Genomic DNA, 22,854 nt, shown 5'->3' with positions numbered 1-22,854 from the left:
CAGTGACCAAAGAGTACCTGCCACAACAGAAACGTGTCATGGATGAACACGAAGAACTGTGTGGCCGCATAAAAGAACTGGAGGCGTACATTGCCGGCGACGAGTTTGCTCGCCTGCTGTATGTCGACCGCATCATCCTCATTAAGCAGATGGACACGATGAAGGCGTATGACCTGATTCTTCGTGCCCGGATCGCTCGTTTTTAACGTAAGGAAACCAAAATGACCGATATGGATATCGAAAAAGAGATTGTGGCCAAAGGCAAAACGGCCGCGCGTGTTACCCCGGAACGCATTGAGGGCATTATTCAAAGCGAGCATTATTTTAGCGCGTATGATGGAGCTAAATCGGGGGGTGAAGAAGTTGAGCAAATCTGGCACAACAAAGACGATCTGGGAAAAGAATATGAGGTGCTATCTCTTCTAACTTTCTGCGTTCTGGTGCTGCGCAACGGCTTTGTCGTCACCGGCGAGTCTGCGTGCGCCAGCCCGGAGAACTTTGATCCGGAGATTGGACGTAAAATTGCACGCCAGAACGCGATTGCCAAAATCTGGCCCCTGGAAGGCTATCTTCTCAAGCAGCAGCTGCACGAGGTGAAGTGATGAAGGTCGTTATCTACGGACGGGATAATTGCTCATACTGCAAACGTGCGGTCGAGCTGGCGAAGCAGCTGCACGGCCGCGGCTTTGGTGATTACGAATACATCGATATTGTGTCTGCTGGGATCGACAAAGAGAAGTTAAGCGACCTGGTTGGCAAGCCGGTGGAAACCATACCGCAGGTGTTCGTAAATGGTGAGTCTATCGGGGGTTATGAGGAATTTGCGGCGTTGGTGAGTACACTATAAAACAAAAAAGGCCCGAATGGGCCTTTTCATAACTGCTAGCGAATGATTACAGTGGTTTAAAGACCACTTCACCCTTACGTTCAGCTTCAGCTTTAGCGGTCATGAACTGTTTCATCATTTCGACTTTGCTAGCATGGATCGCTTTGAAATCAATCTTACCCTTGTTTTGGGTAGTGTTGTGTTCGTATCGCATAGGAAGCTCCGTCATTTAAGTAAGTTAGGCCACGCTGTCGTGTAAGCCTCTTCACATATCTTTCATATGTGGCTATCAGTTCTTCGCGTTCTGCTGCAAAGAACAAAATTTGTATGCCTTCATTGTCGGCAACTTTGATCATGAAGTCAACTAATGTACCGTAAAGATACTGTAGTTCACTAAGAGTAAGGCTAAAAGAACCTTCAGGTTTGGCAAACACGTTAATTGGTTCTTCGCCAACAACTGGATTCTGTAATTGTTCCTGCTCCCTGTCAAGTTGAATCATGTCGACAAAGCTAACAACGGATACACATAATGTATAAACATCGGCCCCCAACATGCCGTGCATGGTTTCCGCGGCAACAGGATCTAATGAAGGTGGGCAGAAGACTAAACGGTACTGGGCTTTACGATCTTCATTGCCTGAAAAAACAAACTCTATATCTAGGTAGGACAGATCGCCAGGGAGCGAAGCCAAGCCTGGGGTTACTAACTTATGCGAGTGCATCTACCTTGAATCCCTCATTATTAGTATAAGTCGGCGTATTGTACCCTAACCCACCGTCATATGCATGGTTATGCCTCTTTTTAGGTCTGGCCAAAATGATACCCCCAATATTTCCAGATTTAAAGAAATCGCCCTCTAATGATTCCATACCTATTAAGTATGGAATCATTGTACAAAACAGGCTATTTTATGGTTGATCATACAAAAACTTATGCCTAATATACTGTTTATACATACAGTAAAAGGGCTTCACTCAGTGAGTGGACGATGAAAAACACCTTTGATAAAGCACGCGCAACAGAAAACACCTCTCGGGAAGCCATCGAGTACCTCGAACGCGCTTCCGGTTTGTCGGCAATGTCGACCGCCAAATTCGACGGAGACATGTCGTTTTCTTCCGCCTTCATGTTATTCACTCGCTTATCTTTACTGATAACGAGGCGTCGACCTGAAATAGCTGTTCATTGTGTTTTGATACATGTAATGCCGCATATCTCTGAAGTAAAGGTAAGTGATATAAGTAGGGTCTTGGTCAACCAGCTGGTGAACCCGCTGATACTGGAAGGCAAGATCGTCCAAGGCAGACGTGTGTTCTCCCTGATGAAACAGTTCCTGAGCTGGTGCGCCTTTCAGGGGCTGATTGATACATCACCGTTGAATGATATGTCGCTCAACAGAGTTGCCGGTGGCGCAAAGCCAGTACCGCGCGAACGTAAGCTGACCGACGCCGAGGTCTGGGTATTCTGGAACGTCTGGGATTACTTCAATGTGTGCGAAGGCACAAAGTGGGCGGCCAGGCTCTGTCTTGTTGCTGCCAGACGACCCGATGAAGTGCTCCGGGCCAGAAAGGATGAGTTCAACCTTCAACGTGATGTATGGAATCAAGGTACGCGAAACAAATCAGCCAGACAGCACGCGCTGCCGTTAAGCCCATTGATGCGTCAATGCGTGGAAGAGTTGTTCGAGTACGGGAAAGGCAGCCAGTGGCTCGTTCCTTCGAATAAGAAGAAGGGCGTGGATACGCCAATGTCTAAGGTGGCCATCGCCCAGGCACTGAGAAGGATACTAGAACGACCTGAGTTGATGGAGGTTGAGTCATTTACTCCACGCGACCTGAGACGTACAGCGCGTAGTTATTTCCCCGCGCTGGGGATCAATCAGGAAGTTGCTCGTAAGATTATGAACCACAGCCTTGAAGGGATAGATCGCGTCTATGATCGCCACGATTATATGGATGAGATGCGAGACGCCTTGAACAATTTCTCAGCGTACATCGCATCTATCGTTAATCAAACAGACTTAGACGAGATAGACCACAAATTCAAGGGAGATCGTCTAGCCACCGAGCTTATTCGTGTAAATTTCTCACAGTGACTTGATGGCCTCGACCACCTTTTCTGATGCGCCCTGCTGACCGTTAAAACGGTTACGGAACGCTTCTAGAACAAGTTTTTCATCAGCGGAGAGAGGCGCAGTTCCCTCTTCGCGAAAAAATTCGAGTAACTCAGGGTGGCGTTCCTCCAGAACCATCAGCATCAGTCGAACCGGGTCCGCATCCAGCGCTTTAGCTAAAGCTCGAACTTTATCTACCGGCAGAGGGATTTTGCCACTTTTAATGAGAGAGAGGTTGTTGGCGTTCTTGTACCCAACCTCTTTGGCAATGGTGGCCTGACTTTTAGGCGAGATTGTGATTAACGAGTCAATGTAAGCTGCGTAGCGACCTTGTTTGATCTCTGTTTCGTTGGTAGCCATGTAGTGAACCTTGCGTGTTTTGTTTATCTCTGGTAAGTGCTTACTGATATTACAGCAAAGGCCAGGGTTGTAAAGACTTATCTATTTAATTTCGATAGGTACTAAGCCCCTGGAACACCGCTATTATACTATGTTTTTTAGGCAATTTGTCACTATTAGCTTACAGGCAAAAGTAAGACGTATCTGATATAGACGCATTCCATATTGATACAATAGGTAGTAGTATTGCCAAACTTTCAAATGTGTTCAGTTGGATGATATGAAATGAAAAATATAACTTCTAAATTGACCGCCCTTGAGGTTGGACACGCGTATGCGATTGGACTGGATGGCGTGGCGACGATCCTGACGGAATTGGAATCCGAAGAGCTTCCCGTGGAGATGGTTGATACGACGGTTTTCACTTTTGAGCTAAAAAATAAACATTTCACTCTCATCAATACTGGTTGCGGCTCTCTAGCCGTGAGAACCATTTAAAACACATTCCTGCCGATAGAAGCCTGTACGAACAGCTTAGTCGCCTGTTCGTACAGTGATAAATTACGCATATCAGAAAACAAATTGTTTTAATAACAAGGAAATTCTCATGTCCAAAGCCATGACCAGATCTGTGCTGAAAGAGGTACAGGACTTCCGCGACTGCGTAAAACGAGTTGTAGCGATGCTTTCAGGTAAACAGATACCTGTTGCAGAGCGAGGCAATGAAGCATATGTCCGCTACAACCGGCGCGGCGAACCAGTGCTGGTAAATATCCCATCTATACCTGACGACGCATCGCCAACCCTCATGAACGCAGTGCGTGGTTTTCTCGACCATGAGGTAGCCCATATCCTCTTTACTGATCCGAAAGTCGCAATGAAGATGCGCGAGAAAGGAAAGGCTCCGTCTACCGGTCTTTGGAACGCGCTGGAAGACGTTTTTATTGAACGCAGAATGGGACAGGTATTCAACGGAACTCGTCGCAATTTGCTGGCCACACAGAACCTGGTGATCGACAAATACTTCAAGGGCAAAGTGTCAGAGGCGGTTTCAATCTGCCACGGCAACCAGCGTGAATTGTTCCTGAAATTCTTCCTTTGCCCGGTCGTCCGCGCCTGGGATGGCCAAAGCCCTTTCATCGACTTTATGGAAGAACACTGGCACCTCATCGATAAGCCTGTAGCCTTGCTCAAAGAACATGGGATCGACGTGGCCGTTCGCAATATGTCGAACACAGAAGACTGTGTGAAGGTCGCAGCTGCTATCGCCCAAATCATGCAGGATATGAAAGACAAGCCAGAGGGCAAATTACCAGAGCTGAAATCGTCTGCTAGGAAGCCGTCGAAGAGTGAGGACGAGTCAGAGGAAACCCCAGAAGCCGGTGATGAACCGACTCATAGTGAATCAGCACCAAAGCGTACCAAAGGCGAAGACGACGACAAGGAAGAACAAGAAGATGATGCCTCAGAAGAGGAAGAGTCTGGGGATTCTGATTTGCCTGAATCAGTAGATAGGGACTTACCTACAGAAGATAAAGAAATTAGTGATACAGAAAGTAAATATACAGAAGCAGGCGAAGAGGAATCAGGAGACACCCCAGAATCCGATGATGCCGGCATGGAATCAGGTGATTCTGATGACGAAGGTAGTAGTGATGACACTGGCTCTCCAACGCTTGGTGATGGCATTCGCGAAGACGCCGATGACTCCGATGGTTATGGCTCTGGCGCCGCTGGCGATGGTGATAGTGATGACGGCGAAGACTCTGATGCTGGTCACGGGGAGTCCGAAGGAGAAGGAGAAGGAGAAGGAGAAGGAGAAGAGGAAGATGACGCAGCCGATCACACAGACGGCGAAGGCAAAGAAAATGAAGATGCCGCGGAAGCGCCTGAAGACAGTGAGTCAGGTTTTGTTCCCGCTCCGGATGAAATGACTCTGGAGGAAGCACTCAAGGCGCTCGACGAGATGGAAGACGGAACAGGCGAAATGACCGAAGACGCGCTGTCGGCCACCATCAGCAAAGAGCTTATGAGTACCTCACTTTCTGAGTATCGCCCATACGATCGTTCATACGACTTTATCGGGTTGATTGATGAGGCTGAAGAGCATGTAAAGCGCACCAGAAAGACGTTCGGCGCAATCCCAATGCACTCACCGGTCGATCGCTACCGCATGGTTCCGGAAGGTAGAAAACTCTTTGAACTGAAAATCGAAAAACATCTGTCAGCAGGCGTTTCTTCGACTCTGGCCAAAGACCTAGAGCGAGCTATCGCCAGCCGCAACCGAGTTCAGTTTATCCCAGGCCAGAGACGTGGGCGGATACATGGCGCGAACCTGTATCGTCTGGCAATGAACGACGACCGCGTATTCCGCAAGAAAGAAGACCACAGAGCCGTGAACGCGTGCGTCCAGCAGGTGATCGACTTGTCCGGCTCAATGGGCGGCAGGAAGATTCAACTGGCACTCGCCAGCGCCTACACCATTGCGGATGCTCTGGATCGTATCAATGTGCCTAACATCATCACCGGCTTTACCACGTTTGGTAGTCCGGATTATGAAACCATGTCGAAGCGCGGGTTTACTCGTTTCGAGGCGCTAATGCTGCCCATTATCAAAAACTGGAATGAGAAAGCTAACTCTCCAGAGATCCGCGCCCGCATGGGCTGCGTGTGTGAGACGTTCCCCCTGCTCAATAACGTCGATGGTGAGAGCGTCGCGCAGCTGGCGACTCTGTTTGCAGGGCGAATGGAGGACAAGAAGATCATGCTGGTTATGAGCGACGGGGCGCCATGTGCTGCAGGCGATGGGTTCCATCAGCATTTGCGAACCGTCACCAAAGAAATTGAGACGTTGAGTGACATCGATTTGATGGCTATCGGCGTTCTGACCGACGCACCACGGCGTTACTACAAAAATTACGCACTGGTAAACAGCGTAGAAGAGTTAGGGTCGTCAGTCGTCACTGAGCTATCTCGTATCATTCTTGGGTAATAGCTTTACCTGTAAAAATAAGTAATCACTTACTATACAGCCTAATATATTTATATAAGATATACCCCACGAACGACAAACAGTAAGGAAAAACACATGACCGCTACTGCACTACAGCAAGAAGAACATTTGCCGGAAGCCATCGTCTGCAAGTGGTGTGGCAAATCCTTTCATTACCTGAAATCCCATATCTCTATGGGCCGTTGCGAGAACATTCCTGAGTCCGCGAAGGGTCTGGACGTGGACGAAGTGGTGAAAATGTACACCTCTGCGTTTCCGGATGAACCAACGATCTCTCGCACGGCACTGGCCAAACTCAATGAGAAGCGTGCCGAAAAGCATTCAGGCGAAGGAAAAGTAGCGGAGATTAGCGCACATCCAGGCTACGCAGGAACGGTCGAATACAAGACCGAACTGGTGGCCGCGCACGAGCTGCTTGGCGTAACGATCAAAGAGCTGGGAACGCCACGCGGAAAGCCACTACAGGTGACAGTCAACGTCAACACGCCATATCCGGAGTTCGTACCGGAAGCGAAGAAGAACTATGTGTATGGCGACTTCGACCTGATTAAAGACATCTTCATGATGCTGGAAATCGGAATCCCAGGCTATCTCTGGGGTCATGCAGGAACCGGTAAATCTTCTCTTCCTACGCAGCTATGCGCCCTGCTGAATCGACCACTGATCCGCGCCCAGCATACGGCGTCTATGGAAGAAGCGCACGTTACAGGCCAGATCCTCGCTCGCGATGGCTCCACCTATTTCGAGCCTGGTTTGCTGGCACTGGCTATGAAAAATGGCTGGGTGTACCTCGCTGATGAATATGACTTCGCGTTCCCGCAGATTCTGGGTGTGTACCAGCCAGTTCTTGAAGGAGAGCCGCTGATCATCAAAGAGGCAACTCCGGACTGGCGCCGTATCACTCCGCATAAACGCTTTGCCTTCATTGGCACTGGCAACACTAACGGCTCTGGCGACGAAACGGGTCTCTATCAAGGTACGAACATCCAGAACGCGGCGAACTTCTCGCGCTTCGGCATTGTTTCGAACGTGAAGTACATGAGCACTAAGGCTGAAGTCAACATGCTGGCTGAGGCTGGTGTCATCCGCGAATACGCCGAGAAGATGGTGAAATTCGCGAATCTTGTCCGTGAAGGTTATGAACAGCATCTGATCAGCCAGCCAATCGGCCCTCGCGAGCTGCTGCTGTCCGCAAAAATCGGAATGATGCGCGGTGATTTCTCTGCCGGCATCGAAAAGTCGTTTATCAATAAACTTCCATCCACGTCTGCACAGGCAGCGCGTGAAGTGGTTCAGAAGATCTTCGGTTAATCGTGCGTAAAGGATGTTTCGGCTCTCTTATCGCAGCGTCTGAAACTGGCCGGGCTTGTCTGGCGTGTCCGGATAGGCCCGAGTGCCACCAGTCAGCCAAAGAGGTTGCGATTTCGATGTATGGGAAGTTCGTTGGCTTCCCCAATGACAAAATCAAGAAAACCAGAAAGGTAAAAACACATGAAGGCTCTGATGGTCAGAACTGACTTCTCCCTGGGAGAGTCGGCTCTAAAAGCAGAAAACGCGGTGAAAATCGCGAGAGAAGCTGGCTACACCGCTGTCATTTCCGCTGACAGCATGAACATTGCCAGTGTGATCCCCTTGCAGCGTGCCGCTGGCGACGACATGGCGGTTATTTGTGGTGTTAAGCTGAATGTGGTCGACGATCCGACATACGAGCACCGCGCCCGCCTGGCGAAAGAGTCAGGTGGATGTATGGAATCATTGGTACGTGATCGCAGCTACTGCTTCACGGCACTGATAAAGAATGAGCAAGGTTATCGCGACGTGTGCGAACTGATGACCTTAGCCAACAAGCGCGAGCAATTCTACTTTGTCCCGCGTCTGGCGCTTGACCAGCTGGCGGCCGCATATGCCAAAGGCAACATCATCCTGCTGACGTCTGACATTGGCAGTGTATTCCAGCGCCGGGACTTCGCAAAGATTATCGGGACGCTGGTGACAGCTGGAGGACGCGATAACTTCTACAGCGTGGTTTATCCGCACCCTACCCCATTCTACGACCAGATTAACGTCCGGGCGATGAAAGTGGCGAGCGCACTGAAAATAGAGCCAGTGGCATTCTATCCCGCTTATTACGAAGCGGTCGACGACGCTGACATTAAAGACATTGCGCACATGGTTACGAACAACATCAAAATCGACCAGCCGCATCGTCTGCGTATTCCCCACCAGCGAGATAACGCCGTTAATGGTCGCCGCCATCTCCTTGAAGCACTGAAAGCCTTCTCCGTTCGAATGGATGTGCCGGTAATAGCTGCAATGGCCTCAACAACGCAGGACACTATTATTGAAGCCTGCACATGGCGCTGGCATGAATTGCCACCAGCACTGCCCAAGATGGCAGACGACGAACCTGCAACGCTGATGAAGCTGGCTGTCGCGGGGCTGCGCAAGCGTCTTACTACCAAAGAGTTTGGCTACACCCCACCGGCTTCTGAGCACCGTGTGTATGTTGATCGCCTGAAGTACGAAATGGACACGCTGACCCGCCTGGGCTTCTGTGGCTACTTCCTGATGGTGCGCGACCTGATGAATCACAGCCGTGAAACTGGCATTCCTGTCGGGCCTGGTCGTGGTTCCTCTGCCGGTTCTCTGGTGGCGTGGTGCATAGGCATAACCAACGTAGATCCTATCCGTCACGGTCTTCTGTTTGAGCGTTTCATCAACCCTGAACGTCTAGACTTGCCGGATGCGGATCTGGACTTCAGCCAGGCACGTCGTCATGAGGTGATCGAGTATCTGAATGAACGCTATGGCGAAGATTACGTTGCCGGTATTCCGAACTTCACCTATCTGGGCGCCGCTTCTGCGCTGCGTGACACTGCGCGTATTTACGGTGTCGACGCTGCGGATATGGCGGTATCCAAAGAGTTCAAGAACCTGGAAGACGATAGCCTATCTCTGGAAGAGCTGCGCGAACAACTGGCCAGCCTGGACAAATACGCCACGAAAAACCCGGAAGCGTTCAAAGCGGCGTGTAAGCTGCAAAGCCTGATGCGTGGCTTTGGCCGTCACGCTGCGGGGATGATCGTCGCTGGCGTTCCACTGGTAGAGCGCACGCCCGTCGAGCTGCGTGGCAACGCTCGCTGTATTGCGTTCGATAAACGTTACTGCGAGGCGATGGGGTTGATTAAGCTGGACGTTCTCGGTCTGGCAACGCTCGATCTACTGGATAGCGCGAAACGCTACATCAAAGAGAGTACCGGGGAAGACATCAATCTCGATGCTATCCCACTGGACGATCGCAAGGTTCTGGATGGGTTCGCTGCAGGGTACACGCAGGGAGTATTCCAGCTGGAGTCCGGCCCCATGCGCAAGCTGCTTAAAGATCTGGGCGGTGGCATTGAGCCAATGAGCTTCAAAACCGTTGTCGCCACGACCGCACTCTTCCGACCTGGCCCGATTCAATCAGGCATGTTGGACGACTATGTCTCCGTGGCCAAAGGCTTCATGGCTCCACAGTCGCTGCACCCGGTACTGGACGAACTTACCGCGGAAACCAACGGCGTGATTCTGTATCAGGAACAGACGATGAACGCGACACGATTGCTGGCCGGCTTCACGATGGCCGAAGCTGATGGTGTGCGTAAAGCGATCGGTAAAAAGGATATGGAAAAGATGAAGAGCATGGGCGAGAAGTTCGTCGTTCAGGCTCAAGGTGGTTGGATCGATGTTGAGATGGAAGACGGCACCACGCAGCGTATTCACCGCGCGGAACACTTCAAATGTGAGGACGGCGCACTGCGGACGGTCGAAGAAGCGCTGGAGGCAGGTGTGAAATTGCCTATGGCTGCTGTACGCGTTACAGGGTCACAACCGGGCTTGTCTGAGACGAAAGCTAAGGAGATCTGGGATGCCTTCGAGAAGAACGGTGCGTATCAGTTCAACAAATCACACTCCGTTGCCTACTCGCTGATCAGCTATCAGTCTATGTGGTTAAAGACACATTACCCTGCTGAGTTCTTCGCTGCTGCGCTCACCATTCTGGGCGAGGATAAACACCAGGGGCTGGTTAAGGATGCGCTGACCTATGGCATTCGCGTATTGCCACCAGACGTTAACGTGTCATCTAACCGAATTGAGATCCGCACGCTGGAAGACGGCAGCCAGGTTCTGTATGCGCCATTCTCTGCTGTGAAAGGCTGTTCTGAGAATGGTTGCCAAGCCATCATGAGAGCGCGTGAGAAAGTTGGCGGCAAATTCGAGTCACTTGAGCAATTTGAGGAGGCGGTCGAGAAGCGTGCGTGTAACAGCCGGGTACGCGAGTCACTGCAAAAAGTAGGTGCGTTCGCATCGATTGAGCCTGGCAGTCTGCCAGCGACAGATCCGGAACGGCTGCGCGACCAGGCAGAGTTGATGGGCAATCTGGTGATCGACGCTGTAAAAGCCTCTCGACCGTTCGAGATGAACCCTAAGCGCTCTGCTGAAGTGAATGTACTGATGACTCGCATGGCGGCCGAAATGGGTCTGGGAGACGACCTGATTCGCCCAAGCATTGGCATTAAGCCGAAAATCATGGTCATTCTGGACAACGCGAACGGCAATGATGGGCGTACCGGCTACTTCATGGAGAACGGCTACGACGACTTTAAGGCGAAGTTGCTTACTGCAGGCGATCTGCGCATGGGCGATCTCTACGTCACCGGCGTGTGCAAAAAGGTGAAAGACAAAGAAAAGGACTACACCAAAGACGAGATCGGCCAGTTCACCGACTTTATGCGTGAAGAGATCAATCTGGTGCGTCCGACCTATGTGCTGACGTGTGGCAGCCGGGCGACGTCACTCTTCAACAACAAGAGCAAACCATCCGACCTGGTTGGACGCAAAGAGTACCTGCCAGAGCTGGATGTGACCGTTTTCTACGGATTTAACCCGAACATTTTGTACTTTCGCCCAGAGGAAGGCGAAAAGCTGGAAGCAATTCTGGCAGAGGTAGCGGAGACTATTAGCAAATGAATAAAGAGAACACCATGAACGAGGCACAGAAGATTGCACAAGCGCTGGCGGCTATCCCAGCGGATTTTCAGGATAAAGCAGTTGCGGCCACCATGCGGTCGCAGTTCTGGGAGATCATCGACTGCCCGGTCACGTTAGATCTGGCGCTGGCGTTCGCCTGGCTGGATGGTGCCGATAAAGTCAGTCGTCTGCGTAAATGTGCCAGAGCGCTGGCGCTTAAAACGCAAGATCCGAAGGCGTGCCAGTATCTGCTGGAGATTTACGAATCGGATAATCCAGAGGAACAGCTGGAGGCGTTCAAAGTGTTCCGCAATCGGCTGGTGCTGAAGGTGGCCAAAGAGTTTATGGAAGTGAACAAGATTGGCGATGTGAGACAGTACAGGCTGAAACGCCAGACCAGAGTCACGCTATCCAACATTTTTGGTACGAAAGTCGCATAAACAAAAAACCCGCCGATTGGCGGGTTTCATTTATTGGTGGCGTGTTGGTCGGGCGAATGCCGCCAGATCAGCCTTTCACCGTCTGATAATCACATCGTTCTGTCTACTCAGGCTAAAGCCGTCTTCGTTATCGCAGCAAATGGATTACCAGAGTGTATTAGCTTAAGGCTACAACGTTTGCTGCTGCCGGGCCTTTAGCGCCATTCTCGATAGAGAACTCAACTTTCTGGCCTTCATCCAGGGTACGGAAGTCATTGCTCTGGATTGCAGAGAAGTGAACGAACACATCTTTGCTACCATCAGCAGGAGTGATAAAGCCGAAGCCTTTATCAGCGTTAAACCATTTTACTAAACCAGTCATTTTGTTAGACATAGATATTACCTTCTTGATTCGAGAGCCACACAACGCGGCGAATTTGGTCTGATAGAGTGGGACTTACTTGGGCACTTAGGAGGAGACTCACGAAGAAGGGAAATCTGTTGGATAACACCTGAACTACGGACTGCTTTACTAAAACTGCTTTCATAAGGTCTGTCTTGCAAACCGACGCCACTATTAAGTCATGACCTTAAACTTTGTGCAATATTTATTTTTCCATTCTCACAATCTCCCTCCAACTGAACACCTTTCCAGACCCACAGTTTTTGTAGGGATGATCTTGTTTATTTTGGAAAATTTGGGAACATACCACCCACCAACGATGGTACTGAATTAAATCATTTGGTTTTCAAAATGGAGTCCCTGGGTTATGGATAGAATAAAAAACACGCTGATAACAGCGATGTGCTTCGGAATGGTTGGTTGTGCCGGCATGAAGGTACCTGATTATGCCGAGATAAAAACAAGCCCGTACTACTCAGAATGCCGCGAGTTCGCTGCCGATGTGTACAAGAACAATGGTTACAGCAAACTGGCCAACACGGTGATCCTAACAATGGACGACCACAAGGCCCAGGCCATTGTTTCCGGATGCGTAGTGACGATGGGCAAAAATAGTGTTGAGGAAGCAAAGTCCGATCTGAACAAGAAGGCTGCGGGATACGGAATAATCAGTGGAGCTTGTTACGACGCCTCATGTCGTGTTGATACTGAGCAGCAGTTGAAAGCCTACACGCTGGGAAGCTATTACGCGGCATACAAGAAATTCCCTGATCAAATGAAACCTGAGTTTTAAGGATAAAACGATGAAAAGCATGATCAAAACTCTGACTCTGACCGCTACGATTCTCACACTGTCAGGTTGTGCTTTCCCGGATAAGGATGGAGATTACGGCGCTTACGTCTATAACTGCCAGCAGTATGCTTACGGCAAATCCTACGCATTTGAACACAGAGATTTCGCATATAAAGTTTGCAAAGACGCCGCCAAATTTTGGGGAGATGAAGTCCCAGCCTATGTCATCAGGCAAATCAAACTTCACCCGGAGATCCCTGCTGATGAAATCAAATATGCAGCAATGGCCGGTTCATTGGGCAACAACTAACAATAACCAGTTAACGGAGGCATTGCGGCCTCCGTTAATGTTTATTGAAAAAACTGTTCAAGGTCATTTTCTGGTTTTTTCGCTTTTAACGCCCCAGCCTGAACGAAAGTTTTGCATAACTTGGTCGGAATAATATAACCACCATCAGTTGCGCCGTTGTTTATTGCCAAACCAGCATTAACATAACCTACCAAGAGTGGGTCATCATTAGATCTAGAGCTAAACCCTCCTCTTAGGCAAAATTCAGCCAATTGTTCAATATCGAAGGCAGGTACTCTTTCAAGAGCATAAAGCAAGCGTCTCAAAGTGTTGAAATCAATATCTTCCCTGGCAAAAGCCTTGAGGAAAGATGCCACCAACTCTGGTTTTTTCTCACTTTCCATACGGTCAATTATTTCGATCAGACTGGCACCTGCTTTACCGGCGAACTTGTCGTCATCATTCAGACGGTCAGTCATTTCAATACGCTCAGATTCAGTCATCTCCGACAAAGGGTTCAGAAAGTGAACTAATTTATCCGTGAAGATTTGGTCGCGGATATGGCCTGCCGTTTTATATACACCGACCAGCGTATTCACGAAGGGGATGGATTCAAGAGCCTTAGATTCAAGCAAGGCATCAAGACCTAGTTCGACATACTCTTTTCCAAGCTCGACTACAGATTCGGATTTTATGGCGCTGATTAATGCGCGGCCGGGTTTCGTGTCCTTTGCCATTTGAGCCTCTTATTTGGGGACGGTATCCACCATTTTTGTATAGCGACAATAGTACCAAACAGGAGATCTGTATAACCTCCATTTTTTGCCCCAACATGCAACACCCTGCATTACTCATGATAAAATTAACACATCAATGTAAGTGGAAACTTAATACCATGAGCACCGATATCTACGAAAAAATCATGTCCGATCTGGAGTTCGACCGCGACAATCTTGAAGAAGTCTGGCGTCAGCAACCGCGCCTGTTGATGGAATACGGCTCTAAGCTGGCGCGGGCAGAACGCGAGGTCGCAGATGCAAAACTCTCTCTCGATGCGATTGAGGCGAAAATCTACGACAATGAGCGTAAGAACCTGAGTATGAACGGCATTAAGTTTAATGAGTCCGTACTGGAGGCGAAGGTTAGAACCAACCCGCAATACCTCGCAAAGCGCCAGAAACTCGACGATGCCCGGCACATTGCAGATCTGTACAAGCACGCTGTAGCCGCCTTCTCTCACCGCCGCGACATGATTGTCCAGGCGTCCAAAATGGCTATCGTGGAGATTGAACGTTTGGGCGCCGAACGTTTCCACTCTCCCCGTTAATTTATGCTAGATCGTAAGTAAGTACTGATCTATCATTCTTCTCGCTCGAAAGAGCCACGAATAAACGAACGCCCAACGCGCATAGCGCCAATGGCCACAATCACAACAAGGAGAAATACATGTCTAAGTCATTACTTGATCTGCTTAACAAGACCCGTGGCGATATTGCTTCTAAACGTGGCAATAACGTTGATTTGACCCGTCTGAAAGACGGCAATAACTATCTGCGCATTTTTCCGAACAAGGACGACCCGAATGGCGTGTTCTTCCAGACTTTCGGTATGCACTACGTTAAGCATCAGAATGAGGAAGGCAAAGATGTAACCACCGCCTACATCTGCGAACAGCACACCCACGGCCACGCTTGCCAGCTGTGTGAGATGGTTATGGAAGGTCGTGCTCGCTTTAAGGGCAATAAAGCGATGGAAGAGCGCATTAACAGTATGCGTGCCACACCGCGTTATCTGGTCAACGGTGTTCTGTCTGCGCGTGAAGACTTTGCGGATGCAGAGAAATGCCAGCTGATTGAGCTGCCGTCTACGGTCTTCGACGATATCTGCAAAGTGATGTCCGAAGATATTGCGGATGATATCGGCAACCCACTGAGCAAAGAAGAAGGCTATGCGTTCCTGATTAAGCGTACCGGTTCCGGTCGTGACACCAAGTACGACGTATCCCCGAAACGTAAAGTCTACAAAGGCGACATTCCTGAGAAGCTATGGACTACTCAACACGATCTGATCGCATACGCGAACCAGGCTGACGAAACCCGTCTGCTGTCTACAGCTCGCACTATGGGTCGTCTGATTGGTATCGCGGCTCCGGCAGCAACAATGTCGTCTCCGGCCATTTCTTCCGCTGCAAAATCAGCCGCTGCTGAACTGCCAGGCTTTGGCTCTATCACTGGTCATACGGAAGGTGCAGCTGCTGTCGCTACAGCACACACTCCGGCTCCAGAGTCCACCAGCCTGGTTGATGAAGAGATCCTGCGTGCCGCTGAAGCTGAGTTCAAACCGGAAACTAAACCGGAAGAAGTTAAAGCTCCGGAAGCCGCCGCAGCTGCAAGTGCTTCAGCATCTTCTGCCGCTGCATCTGCACCAGCTGACGAAGGTCTCGACGACCTGCTGGCTGAACTGGACGCTCTGTAATCCCATAACGTGACCAGTAAGGCGTCTACGGACGCCTTACTTTTTGGAAGGAGTGTACCGGTGAATTATCTCTTTGTGGACGGTAACAGCCTGGGCTATTACCACCAGCAATCCGACAAATTACACAACGGCGAGATGGAAGTTCAGGCGGCTTTTGGCTTCGTGAAGAACGTTCGTCGTTACGCCTCAATTCTCCATGCCCGGCCAATGATCTTGTGGGATGGATTCAGCGACAAACGTCGCGACTTCTACCCGGAGTACAAAGCGAATCGCGATGACGACCCGGATATGAAGAAGATGAAAGAAGGCTTTGCCATCCAGAAGCCGTACATCTTGAAAATGATGACCGCGCTGGGCGTTAACCAACTCATTGCAAAGGACGCAGAAGCGGACGACCTGGCTGGAATGCTGGTCTCTCGCCTGGCTCCGCAGCCGACCGTCGATCACATCTACCTGCTGACGGGCGATGGCGACTGGCTCCAGTTGGTTCGCGAGAATGTGAGCTGGGTAAGCCTGCGTGAAGATGCCAAGCACAAGCAGATGAACTTCGAACAGTTCGCAGAGCTGACAGGTCTGCCAACACCACGCGCGTTTCTGGAAGCGAAAGCGTTGCAGGGCGATAACTCGGACAACATCAAAGGCGTCGGCGGCATTGGTGATGGTGGCGCGAAAGAGCTGCTTCATGAGTGGGGAAGCGTGGCCGCAATGGTACGCGGCATTAACGACGGTTCCATTGTCATCAATAAGGGTCGCTATAAGACGGCATTCAACAAGCTGGCAAAGAACGCCTTCAACGAGAAGACGGGCTGCCGGATGCTCGAAGCCTTTAAGCGCAACATGATGCTGATGAACCTTATCGACACAAAATTCCCACCCAGCGAAATCGAGTCGATTAAAGGCGCACGCGACATGAATGCCTTCGAACAGATGTGTTACGAGCTGAATTTCCGGTCGTTTCTGGAAGATCTGGAAGTGTTTGTTCTGCCATTTGAGAGGTACTGCTGATGCTGAAATCCATCATTAATGGCGGGGCAACTACGCCAACCATGCTGGCTAAAGAGATTGTCTTCTGCCACGGCGAGCACGCTGTGATGGCGCTGCCGAACATTCTGGGCGCTGCTGGCATTTCTGCAACTGAGCGCGAGTTCGCGCTGGTCAGCGAGCAGGTCGTGAAGATCATCGCTCGCGTCGCCAAACACCTGAACCACGACGCAATCAAGTTTGACGAAGCCGCTGCTTCGAAGCGAATCAACGAATCAAAAGGAGCCTAATCATGGCAAAAGGCAAATCCGCACTGGCACTGGCGCTGAAAAAGAAAATCGGCAGCAATGACGAGATCCAGAAGGTCTCCCACTGGATTGACTCCGGTTTCCCTCCACTGAACAAAGCCATTTCCGGACGTTACGACGGCGGTTTTCCGTGTGGGCGTATCGTTGAAGTCTTCGGGCCACCAAGCGCCGGTAAAACCTTTTTGGCGACGGCTGCAATGGTGTCAGCACAGAAACAGGATGGTCTGGCCGTGTTCCTTGACCACGAAAACAGTTTCGACGTTGGTCTTGCGGTGGCGAATGGCTTGAACGCCGACGAAGATGACGGCCAGTGGGTTTACAAACAGCCGGATACCTTCGAAGACTCCGTCGAGCTGATCGGCACAATCCTCAAGCTGGTGCGCGACGAAGAGCTTATCCCGGAAACAGCCCCTATCTGCATCGTTGCCGACTCTCTGGCGTCGATGGTTCCGAACTCGAAGGCTGAGAAGTTCGACAAGATGGCAGAAGGCACTGCGAAGGACAAAGATCAGCTGAACATGAACGACAACACGGCGCTGGCGCGCGCGACGAGTGCGAACTTCCCTACTCTGGCGCTCTGGGCGCGTAAGTACAACGCGTGCATCATCTTCTTGAACCAGGTGCGTACCAAAATTGGTGTGATGTTTGGCGATCCGACTACGTCTCCGGGTGGCGACTCTCCGAAGTTCTACGCGTCGGTGCGCATCCGTCTGGGTGCATCCGTCATGAAGGATGGCAAAGAGAAGATCGGACAGGACGTTGGCGCCGAGTGCATTAAAAACAAAGTCGCGCCTCCGTTTGGCAAATGCTCATGGAAATTCTACTTCGACCCGACTCGCGGGCTGGACGTCATCGAATCGCTGGTTGAGTACATGCTGGAAGAAGGATACCTGCCCAAGAACGCCAGCGGGCGTGTGGAAATTAGCGATAAGAAATACACCAAATCGCAGATCGTCGAGATGTACCGCGAGAAGCCACTCCCGGAAATCATCGCAGCACTCCAGGCGATAGACGAACGGCGAGCGAAAGAGTCGTCCCCAGCAGAGACAGAAGAAGCGTAATCACAAGGCGTCCAATGGACGCCTTTTTATACTTGAAAATATATAAGTACTTACTTATCATTTCTACACCAAAACGACAAAAGGAAACACATGATCAAGGGTTATCTCATGGCTGTTTCAGCGGTGATATCAGTCTGCTTTATCTACGGTTTACTGGTTCCATCGCTTATCTCAGCTAAAAGCGATCTGGCCTTATTTATCGGACTTGCCATCGCTGTAGTCTTCCCGGTTGCCTTGTTAAAAGCTGGCCGAAGGTATATCAACTCACTCAATAAAACTAAGGAGAAGTAAGTAATGAAGAAAGGTTTACTGGCGGTGGCTTTGGCTGCTATTTGCACAATGGGTCTGACCGGCTGCGATCGCGTGGAACCGGGGTACGTTGGCATTAAGGTAAACAAATTGGGTGAAGACAAAGGTATCGGTGAAGTTGTCGGCGTTGGCCGTCAGTGGACTGGTCTGAATACCGAGCTGTACACCTTCCCCACTTTCAAACAGATGAAAACCTACGATGAGCCGTTCACATTCCAGATGAGCGACGGTACAGCTATCGGCCACAAAATTGGTGTGGCATATCTGGTTAATCGCGACAAAGTAACTACCGTATTCCAGACCTATCGCAAAGGTGTTGATGACATTACCGACACTGATCTGCGCCAGAAGATTGCGGACTCACTGAACCGTCTGGCCAGCCGCATGACTACCGACACGTTCATCGACGGCGGCAAGGCGTCTCTGCTCGACAATGCGCTGAAAGACATTCAGGCAGAAATGTCACCGGTAGGTATTGAGGTTATTAGCCTGTCATGGGTGGGCAAACCAGACTACCCGGACACTGTCATCGAATCTATCAATGCCAAAGTGACCGCGAACCAGAAAACGCTCCAGCGCCAGCAGGAAGTTGAGCAGCGCAAGGCAGAAGCGAACATGCTGCGTGAACAAGCCGAAGGTGAAGCCGACGCTATCCGCAAGCGTGCTCAAGCAGAAGCTGATGCCATCAAGTTGCGCGGTGAAGCATTGCGTCAGAACCCGAACGTCATGGAGCTGGAAGCCATCAACAAATGGAATGGCCAGTTGCCTCAGTACATGACTGAAGGGGCTAATACTCCGTTTATCGCGTTGAAGTAACAGCCTTTTCAAAGATACGGCGTCCACTTGGACGCCTTTTTTATTTCCGTATTATCACCAACAAGAAAACAAATTGGTTACTAATACGGAATTACCATCCGTAGAAGTACAAAGTGACAACGCCACATAGTTGTTCGGCAACGGATGAGAAGGAGATCGGGAATGAAAAATTACAGCGAGATGACGGACTTTGAGATTAACTGCCTGGTCGCGGAAGCCACCGGCCACCGACCGCTCATTTCACAATATGGCTGGAAAGGCTCACAGGAAGGCGATTACACAGCAGTGGTCGCCATCGGCCCGAACGGAGCCGGAACCTTCGACTGGTGTAACGATCCGGAAGATGCGTGGGACATTATTTACCGACACAGAATCGGTGTAATTCCTGCCAGACAGCCCGGTGAGTGGAGAGCGGCCCACAGAAAGGTGGATAGCTCAACGCCACAACATCTGATCCAGAACCCTAACCCTTTCAGAGCGGCAATGACCGTGTTCCTTTTAATGCAGGAGAAAAAGCATGAAGAAACTGTATGACGCGGCCAACGCTGCGCTGGATGTAGTGGATACCGAAATTGCCCAGGGCTTCCCGGAGCCAGAATGGGCGACGCAGCTGCGTGAGGCGATTGCAGAGATGAACGCACCGGAACCTTCAGAAGATGAAGCCGACTGGCAGCGTTTCATCAGAATGTACGCGGAAGAGATTGGCCCGACGCCCACCGCTGAACAGGCCATGCTGCTCAAGTACTTCAAGGAGGCTGGAGAGAATCTGCCGGTTGATGATACACCGCACTGGTTTCACGCCGCCTGGCGTAAGTTCGACGTGATCTACACCCGCGGTCTGGGAAGCAAAGATATGGTCGTCTGGCATCTGATGCACATTGATAAAGCTGTAGACCGCACGCTGGAGAAGTTCTTTCCTCCAGCCTGAACACAATGATTGTGCGCCGCATGGCGCACATTAATATAAATAAGTACTTACCAACAAGTAGAAACACATGAAGATTTTGGTTCGCATTTCAGCCAGCACCGACTATGACGTTTACCCGTTGTTCATGGTCAAGTGTGATGGGCTGAACGATGAAGAAATTCAAGCGGCAATTGAGCGCAATCTCGTTGAGTACACAGGCATGGATGCGGATTCTGTGTATGTCGATGATGACGGTGTTTGTTGGCACAACGGTAGTTGCTGGTACGTCGACGACACGATGCCGGTAAGCGATGAAGACGCGGCTCATCTTGAGCGTATCTTAGGCATCAGCACTTTTGAGTGATATTTACAGCAAAAAATATATAAGTTAGTATCTACCTATCATGAAAACTGTATTAGACACTTTATTACTTATTGTCTCGATAGCTTTTGTGCTCGATTGCATCTTCACCGGAGCAATCCGTAAAGCGCTGGCGCCTGTTAATGGCGCGATGGTTAATGCGCTGGCCGTAGTGCTGGTATTCGACTCAGCATTCGGCGTTATCAAAGGAGTCGTGGCATGAAGAAAATAGCCCTGGCTCTGGCGCTGCTCTCCCTCCCTGTCTACGCGGACACGCACGTCTATGAGTGTGAGATGTCAGTGGCCGAAGTGAAGAACGACGTGATCCGCAATGTCGTCAAAGCCAGCTACGGCGCGATGGTTGTGGACAGCGGCGAACAGTTTTATGTTGTGCGCGATGATCGCGTCCTGTCTTCCCCCTATCTCACCAAACGTAACGGCAAACTGTCTGGCGTGGGTGAAGATAAGTTCGTTTACAACAAATCAGGTGATGTCTACGGCGTTCACGCGAAGAACGCCAGCTATCTTTTCGATGACTGCAAGGAGGTTGGTTGATGGCGGTTACACTGGCAGGTCTGGAAATCGAAAAAACAAGCGGCTACTGGCGTGCCAAAGGGTTTAAGCAACCTGGCGTGCTGGAACGTCTGGAACGTGAGGACGGTGTCATTGTCCACCAGCGTCGCGAATGGCGCATGTACGATCCGGAAACAGGTAAGCTCACGACGAAGGCCGGGACACTCTGGGGTCTGCTGAAGAAAATCCACTGATAACCCTAACCACTGCGGTGAGTAGCCAGCTCACCGCGTGCGTATCCGGCCCATAACCACTGTAGTGAGTAAAACGCCTGCCGTGACATCCGGTATCCACTGTAGTGAGTAAAGTGGAGATTATCGACGTCGCTATCCACTGTAGGGAGTAAACAGGCGTTCATTCGCAGCAAACAACCACTATAGAGAGTGATGGAATGCGCTCTCCAGCGGGTATCCACTATGGAGAGTAAACCTTCACTGTTTTCAGCAGATATCTACTCTCCACAGTGGATAGTAAATCCAGCCAACCGGTTCTGCTCTCCACAGTGGATAGTAAATCCAGCCAACCGGTTCTGCTCTCCACAGTGGATAGCCAATAGCGAAGGGAGCAACGATAACCACTATAGAGAGTGGATTTAACAAGTCACCCAGTGACCACTAACCTCGCAGCCCTTGTTTCATCTAGGTTTGTAACCACTAACATTTATTTCGTTATTTGAGCGCTACTGCCTACAGTGGTTACTATTCGGTAGTTGTTACTCACTACAGTGGTTAGCGGATTTCAGATAAACAAAAGGCTCACTACAGCGGATAGTGAGCCTTTCTACTCTCTACAGTGGTTGGGCTATTTGCGAGCCTTTGCCTTGCGCAGCTCTTCGAGAATCGCCAGTTCTTCCTTGCTCAACATGACCATCTCACCCTCTTTTTCTTCAGGAACAACATCGATAATGTCCTCCTGATCATCACCAGGCAAGATGTCTTCTGGTTCTTCAGGCGCAGCTTTAGTTGGTGGCAGTGCTGGGCGTAATTTCGGCCGCCTATAGTGGATGATGAAGTAGACCGAGCTGCCGCGCTTCACTTCGGTGTAATCGAGATAGCCGATCTCCCGCAGCTGCTCCATCGCCTTCCTGACTGTCGCGTTCTGGGTGTTGGTGCGGCTGGTTAAGTTAAGTCTGGCGCGTAAGCGAGCCAACGAGATTGGTGCCGGGTCAGGAGGCAAACTTTCGATGAAGGTGTAGAGCGCCTGCGCGGATTCTTTTCTGGAGAGTTCGTTGATTGCCCGGAGTTGCAGAAGAACCTTTTTGTCGAACTGGTAGAGTTCGAAAATCTTAGGATCAGCCTGCAGAGAGACCGTGTCGTTCTTGGTGCTGTACTTTGCTGTCTGCACAAGGTGCGTCACGTAATACTCATCAGAGCCTTTACTGCGGAATGAGATCGTGTTTGTGGCGATACGAGTTAGAGAACTGTCCAGGCGCTTACGTAACTTCGCTGACGATCTGGCCGTTGGTATACCACAGAGCCTGACGAACTCGACGAACGGTAACGTGACAGTGTCGCCAACAACCTTGTGCTTAGCGAACGCGTGGATGATGCCAACCCACGTTTTGAAGTCGTTATCCATATCCAGACGAACACCGGAGATCCTTATGTCCTCGTACCCTTCAGCTTTGGCCAGAGACAGCTGTTTGAGTTCAGCAGAGGCGTCCATAGAGACCATTTGCCCCTTTCTGCCCCTGGCGGTCGATTTCAGCGTTGGAACGAAGAGACCAAGACGCATCAGAGCAACGGGCTGAACTGTGTTGTTGGTGTTAGGAACTAACGTAACAACTTCGCCTGTCTTTTTGTCTGTTTCTGAGAATGCTTCAACGATCGCTATGTTTTTATTGCCGTTTTCGCTCAT

30 protein-coding genes are annotated in these 22,854 nt (G+C 50.4%); 24 read left to right on the top strand and 6 right to left on the bottom strand.

Features of this window, described 5'->3' with window-relative positions; genetic code table 11:
* The first annotated feature begins 2 nt into the window (after window positions 1–2).
* From HV229_RS25280 to HV229_RS25270, 3 genes are read left to right on the top strand one after another with little or no spacing between them, the layout of a single operon-like run.
* Window positions 3–206 carry a hypothetical protein gene (locus HV229_RS25280; protein ID WP_138656994.1) on the top strand — a complete coding sequence of 68 codons (204 nt, stop codon included), beginning with the start codon at window positions 3–5 and terminating at the stop codon, window positions 204–206.
* Between the two features lie 15 nt (window positions 207–221).
* The gene (locus HV229_RS25275) at window positions 222–602 is read left to right on the top strand and encodes a Gp49 family protein (RefSeq protein ID WP_058672023.1); all 381 of its coding nucleotides are present in this window, start codon (window positions 222–224) and stop codon (window positions 600–602) included.
* Window positions 602–847, top strand: coding sequence for a GrxA family glutaredoxin (locus HV229_RS25270; protein WP_138656995.1), 246 nt, complete (start codon window positions 602–604; stop codon window positions 845–847). The genes HV229_RS25275 and HV229_RS25270 overlap by 1 nt, the downstream gene beginning before the upstream one ends.
* A gap of 46 nt (window positions 848–893) precedes the next feature.
* Here the strand turns inward: HV229_RS25270 and HV229_RS25265 are convergent, their stop codons facing one another.
* Together HV229_RS25265 and HV229_RS25260 are read right to left on the bottom strand one after the other, a co-directional pair.
* The gene (locus HV229_RS25265) at window positions 894–1,040 is read right to left on the bottom strand and encodes a hypothetical protein (protein ID WP_167351074.1); all 147 of its coding nucleotides are present in this window, start codon (window positions 1,038–1,040) and stop codon (window positions 894–896) included.
* Complete coding sequence (locus HV229_RS25260; RefSeq protein ID WP_061588876.1) at window positions 1,003–1,548, bottom strand: hypothetical protein; 546 nt, start codon at window positions 1,546–1,548, stop codon at window positions 1,003–1,005. Before HV229_RS25260 ends, HV229_RS25265 begins: the two co-directional genes overlap by 38 nt.
* Window positions 1,549–1,815: 267 nt before the next feature.
* Between HV229_RS25260 and HV229_RS25255 the strand changes: the two genes are divergently transcribed.
* Complete coding sequence (locus HV229_RS25255) at window positions 1,816–2,922, top strand: site-specific integrase (protein WP_181547776.1); 1,107 nt, start codon at window positions 1,816–1,818, stop codon at window positions 2,920–2,922.
* On the opposite strand, the gene HV229_RS25250 is transcribed toward HV229_RS25255, so the two are convergent.
* On the bottom strand, window positions 2,914–3,300 hold the full coding sequence (locus HV229_RS25250; RefSeq protein ID WP_000224608.1) for a transcriptional regulator: 387 nt from the start codon (window positions 3,298–3,300) through the stop codon (window positions 2,914–2,916). The two genes, HV229_RS25255 and HV229_RS25250, sit on opposite strands and share 9 nt — an antisense overlap.
* A gap of 264 nt (window positions 3,301–3,564) precedes the next feature.
* Here HV229_RS25250 and HV229_RS25245 point away from each other — a divergent pair, with 264 nt between their 5' ends.
* From HV229_RS25245 to HV229_RS25225, 5 genes are all read left to right on the top strand, one after another.
* Window positions 3,565–3,777, top strand: coding sequence for a hypothetical protein (locus tag HV229_RS25245; RefSeq protein ID WP_004110118.1), 213 nt, complete (start codon window positions 3,565–3,567; stop codon window positions 3,775–3,777).
* 109 nt (window positions 3,778–3,886) lie between these two features.
* The gene (locus HV229_RS25240) at window positions 3,887–6,271 is read left to right on the top strand and encodes a porphyrin biosynthesis protein (protein ID WP_181547773.1); all 2,385 of its coding nucleotides are present in this window, start codon (window positions 3,887–3,889) and stop codon (window positions 6,269–6,271) included.
* A gap of 96 nt (window positions 6,272–6,367) precedes the next feature.
* Window positions 6,368–7,603 carry an AAA family ATPase gene (locus HV229_RS25235; RefSeq protein ID WP_022649894.1) on the top strand — a complete coding sequence of 412 codons (1,236 nt, stop codon included), beginning with the start codon at window positions 6,368–6,370 and terminating at the stop codon, window positions 7,601–7,603.
* A 180-nt stretch (window positions 7,604–7,783) separates the two neighbouring features.
* Window positions 7,784–11,302, top strand: coding sequence for a DNA polymerase III subunit alpha (gene dnaE / locus HV229_RS25230; RefSeq protein ID WP_181547771.1), 3,519 nt, complete (start codon window positions 7,784–7,786; stop codon window positions 11,300–11,302).
* A complete protein-coding gene (locus HV229_RS25225) occupies window positions 11,299–11,742 on the top strand; it encodes a hypothetical protein (protein ID WP_130715028.1) in 444 nt (147 codons plus the stop codon). Before dnaE ends, HV229_RS25225 begins: the two co-directional genes overlap by 4 nt.
* Before the next feature lie 157 nt (window positions 11,743–11,899).
* On the opposite strand, the gene cspG is transcribed toward HV229_RS25225, so the two are convergent.
* Window positions 11,900–12,115: a cold shock protein CspG gene (cspG, locus tag HV229_RS25220; protein WP_130224581.1), complete on the bottom strand. Its 216-nt coding sequence runs from the start codon at window positions 12,113–12,115 to the stop codon at window positions 11,900–11,902.
* Between the two features lie 376 nt (window positions 12,116–12,491).
* Here cspG and HV229_RS25215 point away from each other — a divergent pair, with 376 nt between their 5' ends.
* Window positions 12,492–12,917 (top strand): hypothetical protein, encoded by a 426-nt coding sequence (locus HV229_RS25215; RefSeq protein ID WP_131405953.1) that lies wholly within the window; start codon window positions 12,492–12,494, stop codon window positions 12,915–12,917.
* Window positions 12,918–12,927: 10 nt separating this feature from the next.
* The gene (locus HV229_RS25210) at window positions 12,928–13,227 is read left to right on the top strand and encodes a hypothetical protein (protein ID WP_181547769.1); all 300 of its coding nucleotides are present in this window, start codon (window positions 12,928–12,930) and stop codon (window positions 13,225–13,227) included.
* Between the two features lie 41 nt (window positions 13,228–13,268).
* Here the strand turns inward: HV229_RS25210 and HV229_RS25205 are convergent, their stop codons facing one another.
* Window positions 13,269–13,943: a hypothetical protein gene (locus tag HV229_RS25205; protein WP_047722227.1), complete on the bottom strand. Its 675-nt coding sequence runs from the start codon at window positions 13,941–13,943 to the stop codon at window positions 13,269–13,271.
* Between the two features lie 158 nt (window positions 13,944–14,101).
* On the opposite strand from HV229_RS25205, the gene HV229_RS25200 reads away from it, so the two are divergent.
* From HV229_RS25200 to HV229_RS25140, 13 genes are all read left to right on the top strand, one after another.
* Entirely contained in the window at window positions 14,102–14,533 is a 432-nt protein-coding gene (locus HV229_RS25200) for a hypothetical protein (protein WP_000102109.1), read from the top strand.
* Window positions 14,534–14,652: 119 nt separating this feature from the next.
* Complete coding sequence (locus HV229_RS25195) at window positions 14,653–15,681, top strand: regulator (protein ID WP_131405952.1); 1,029 nt, start codon at window positions 14,653–14,655, stop codon at window positions 15,679–15,681.
* A gap of 60 nt (window positions 15,682–15,741) precedes the next feature.
* A complete protein-coding gene (locus HV229_RS25190; RefSeq protein WP_181547767.1) occupies window positions 15,742–16,686 on the top strand; it encodes a 5'-3' exonuclease H3TH domain-containing protein in 945 nt (314 codons plus the stop codon).
* Complete coding sequence (locus HV229_RS25185; RefSeq protein WP_130715027.1) at window positions 16,686–16,952, top strand: hypothetical protein; 267 nt, start codon at window positions 16,686–16,688, stop codon at window positions 16,950–16,952. The genes HV229_RS25190 and HV229_RS25185 overlap by 1 nt, the downstream gene beginning before the upstream one ends.
* A 2-nt stretch (window positions 16,953–16,954) precedes the next feature.
* Window positions 16,955–18,031, top strand: a complete 1,077-nt coding sequence (locus tag HV229_RS25180) for a recombinase (RefSeq protein WP_130715026.1) — start codon at window positions 16,955–16,957, stop codon at window positions 18,029–18,031.
* Window positions 18,032–18,121: 90 nt separating this feature from the next.
* Window positions 18,122–18,322 (top strand): hypothetical protein, encoded by a 201-nt coding sequence (locus HV229_RS25175; protein ID WP_000589750.1) that lies wholly within the window; start codon window positions 18,122–18,124, stop codon window positions 18,320–18,322.
* 3 nt (window positions 18,323–18,325) lie between these two features.
* A complete protein-coding gene (locus tag HV229_RS25170) occupies window positions 18,326–19,156 on the top strand; it encodes an SPFH domain-containing protein (RefSeq protein ID WP_004110049.1) in 831 nt (276 codons plus the stop codon).
* Between the two features lie 162 nt (window positions 19,157–19,318).
* Window positions 19,319–19,690 carry a DUF2591 domain-containing protein gene (locus HV229_RS25165; protein WP_000801005.1) on the top strand — a complete coding sequence of 124 codons (372 nt, stop codon included), beginning with the start codon at window positions 19,319–19,321 and terminating at the stop codon, window positions 19,688–19,690.
* A complete protein-coding gene (locus HV229_RS25160; RefSeq protein ID WP_032655922.1) occupies window positions 19,674–20,084 on the top strand; it encodes a hypothetical protein in 411 nt (136 codons plus the stop codon). Before HV229_RS25165 ends, HV229_RS25160 begins: the two co-directional genes overlap by 17 nt.
* Before the next feature lie 67 nt (window positions 20,085–20,151).
* Window positions 20,152–20,427 carry a hypothetical protein gene (locus HV229_RS25155; protein ID WP_004110038.1) on the top strand — a complete coding sequence of 92 codons (276 nt, stop codon included), beginning with the start codon at window positions 20,152–20,154 and terminating at the stop codon, window positions 20,425–20,427.
* 40 nt (window positions 20,428–20,467) lie between these two features.
* Entirely contained in the window at window positions 20,468–20,647 is a 180-nt protein-coding gene (locus tag HV229_RS25150; RefSeq protein WP_004110036.1) for a hypothetical protein, read from the top strand.
* Window positions 20,644–20,979 carry a hypothetical protein gene (locus tag HV229_RS25145; RefSeq protein WP_016051670.1) on the top strand — a complete coding sequence of 112 codons (336 nt, stop codon included), beginning with the start codon at window positions 20,644–20,646 and terminating at the stop codon, window positions 20,977–20,979. The genes HV229_RS25150 and HV229_RS25145 overlap by 4 nt, the downstream gene beginning before the upstream one ends.
* Window positions 20,979–21,191, top strand: a complete 213-nt coding sequence (locus HV229_RS25140) for a hypothetical protein (protein WP_006812558.1) — start codon at window positions 20,979–20,981, stop codon at window positions 21,189–21,191. The genes HV229_RS25145 and HV229_RS25140 overlap by 1 nt, the downstream gene beginning before the upstream one ends.
* A gap of 607 nt (window positions 21,192–21,798) precedes the next feature.
* Here HV229_RS25140 and repA read toward each other — a convergent pair.
* Window positions 21,799–22,854: a replication protein RepA gene (repA, locus tag HV229_RS25135; RefSeq protein ID WP_181547765.1), complete on the bottom strand. Its 1,056-nt coding sequence runs from the start codon at window positions 22,852–22,854 to the stop codon at window positions 21,799–21,801.

The sequence above is a fragment of the Citrobacter sp. RHBSTW-00524 genome, assembly GCF_013747755.1.
GTDB classification, from domain to species: domain Bacteria; phylum Pseudomonadota; class Gammaproteobacteria; order Enterobacterales; family Enterobacteriaceae; genus Citrobacter; species Citrobacter braakii.
The sequence above is the reverse complement of the archived record's forward strand: the minus strand, read 5'-3'. Positions and strand labels throughout refer to the sequence as shown.

Coding starts and splice junctions, on each gene's coding strand:
- HV229_RS25275 (WP_058672023.1), top strand. CDS start 222: ATGACCGATATGGATATCGAAAAAGAGATTGTGGCCAAAGGCAAAACG.
- HV229_RS25270 (WP_138656995.1), top strand. CDS start 602: ATGAAGGTCGTTATCTACGGACGGGATAATTGCTCATACTGCAAACGT.
- HV229_RS25265 (WP_167351074.1), bottom strand. CDS start 1,040: ATGCGATACGAACACAACACTACCCAAAACAAGGGTAAGATTGATTTC.
- HV229_RS25260 (WP_061588876.1), bottom strand. CDS start 1,548: ATGCACTCGCATAAGTTAGTAACCCCAGGCTTGGCTTCGCTCCCTGGC.
- HV229_RS25255 (WP_181547776.1), top strand. CDS start 1,816: ATGAAAAACACCTTTGATAAAGCACGCGCAACAGAAAACACCTCTCGG.
- HV229_RS25250 (WP_000224608.1), bottom strand. CDS start 3,300: ATGGCTACCAACGAAACAGAGATCAAACAAGGTCGCTACGCAGCTTAC.
- HV229_RS25245 (WP_004110118.1), top strand. CDS start 3,565: ATGAAAAATATAACTTCTAAATTGACCGCCCTTGAGGTTGGACACGCG.
- HV229_RS25240 (WP_181547773.1), top strand. CDS start 3,887: ATGTCCAAAGCCATGACCAGATCTGTGCTGAAAGAGGTACAGGACTTC.
- HV229_RS25235 (WP_022649894.1), top strand. CDS start 6,368: ATGACCGCTACTGCACTACAGCAAGAAGAACATTTGCCGGAAGCCATC.
- dnaE (WP_181547771.1), top strand. CDS start 7,784: ATGAAGGCTCTGATGGTCAGAACTGACTTCTCCCTGGGAGAGTCGGCT.
- HV229_RS25225 (WP_130715028.1), top strand. CDS start 11,299: ATGAATAAAGAGAACACCATGAACGAGGCACAGAAGATTGCACAAGCG.
- cspG (WP_130224581.1), bottom strand. CDS start 12,115: ATGTCTAACAAAATGACTGGTTTAGTAAAATGGTTTAACGCTGATAAA.
- HV229_RS25215 (WP_131405953.1), top strand. CDS start 12,492: ATGGATAGAATAAAAAACACGCTGATAACAGCGATGTGCTTCGGAATG.
- HV229_RS25210 (WP_181547769.1), top strand. CDS start 12,928: ATGAAAAGCATGATCAAAACTCTGACTCTGACCGCTACGATTCTCACA.
- HV229_RS25205 (WP_047722227.1), bottom strand. CDS start 13,943: ATGGCAAAGGACACGAAACCCGGCCGCGCATTAATCAGCGCCATAAAA.
- HV229_RS25200 (WP_000102109.1), top strand. CDS start 14,102: ATGAGCACCGATATCTACGAAAAAATCATGTCCGATCTGGAGTTCGAC.
- HV229_RS25195 (WP_131405952.1), top strand. CDS start 14,653: ATGTCTAAGTCATTACTTGATCTGCTTAACAAGACCCGTGGCGATATT.
- HV229_RS25185 (WP_130715027.1), top strand. CDS start 16,686: ATGCTGAAATCCATCATTAATGGCGGGGCAACTACGCCAACCATGCTG.
- HV229_RS25180 (WP_130715026.1), top strand. CDS start 16,955: ATGGCAAAAGGCAAATCCGCACTGGCACTGGCGCTGAAAAAGAAAATC.
- HV229_RS25175 (WP_000589750.1), top strand. CDS start 18,122: ATGATCAAGGGTTATCTCATGGCTGTTTCAGCGGTGATATCAGTCTGC.
- HV229_RS25170 (WP_004110049.1), top strand. CDS start 18,326: ATGAAGAAAGGTTTACTGGCGGTGGCTTTGGCTGCTATTTGCACAATG.
- HV229_RS25165 (WP_000801005.1), top strand. CDS start 19,319: ATGAAAAATTACAGCGAGATGACGGACTTTGAGATTAACTGCCTGGTC.
- HV229_RS25160 (WP_032655922.1), top strand. CDS start 19,674: ATGAAGAAACTGTATGACGCGGCCAACGCTGCGCTGGATGTAGTGGAT.
- HV229_RS25155 (WP_004110038.1), top strand. CDS start 20,152: ATGAAGATTTTGGTTCGCATTTCAGCCAGCACCGACTATGACGTTTAC.
- HV229_RS25150 (WP_004110036.1), top strand. CDS start 20,468: ATGAAAACTGTATTAGACACTTTATTACTTATTGTCTCGATAGCTTTT.
- HV229_RS25145 (WP_016051670.1), top strand. CDS start 20,644: ATGAAGAAAATAGCCCTGGCTCTGGCGCTGCTCTCCCTCCCTGTCTAC.
- HV229_RS25140 (WP_006812558.1), top strand. CDS start 20,979: ATGGCGGTTACACTGGCAGGTCTGGAAATCGAAAAAACAAGCGGCTAC.
- repA (WP_181547765.1), bottom strand. CDS start 22,854: ATGAGCGAAAACGGCAATAAAAACATAGCGATCGTTGAAGCATTCTCA.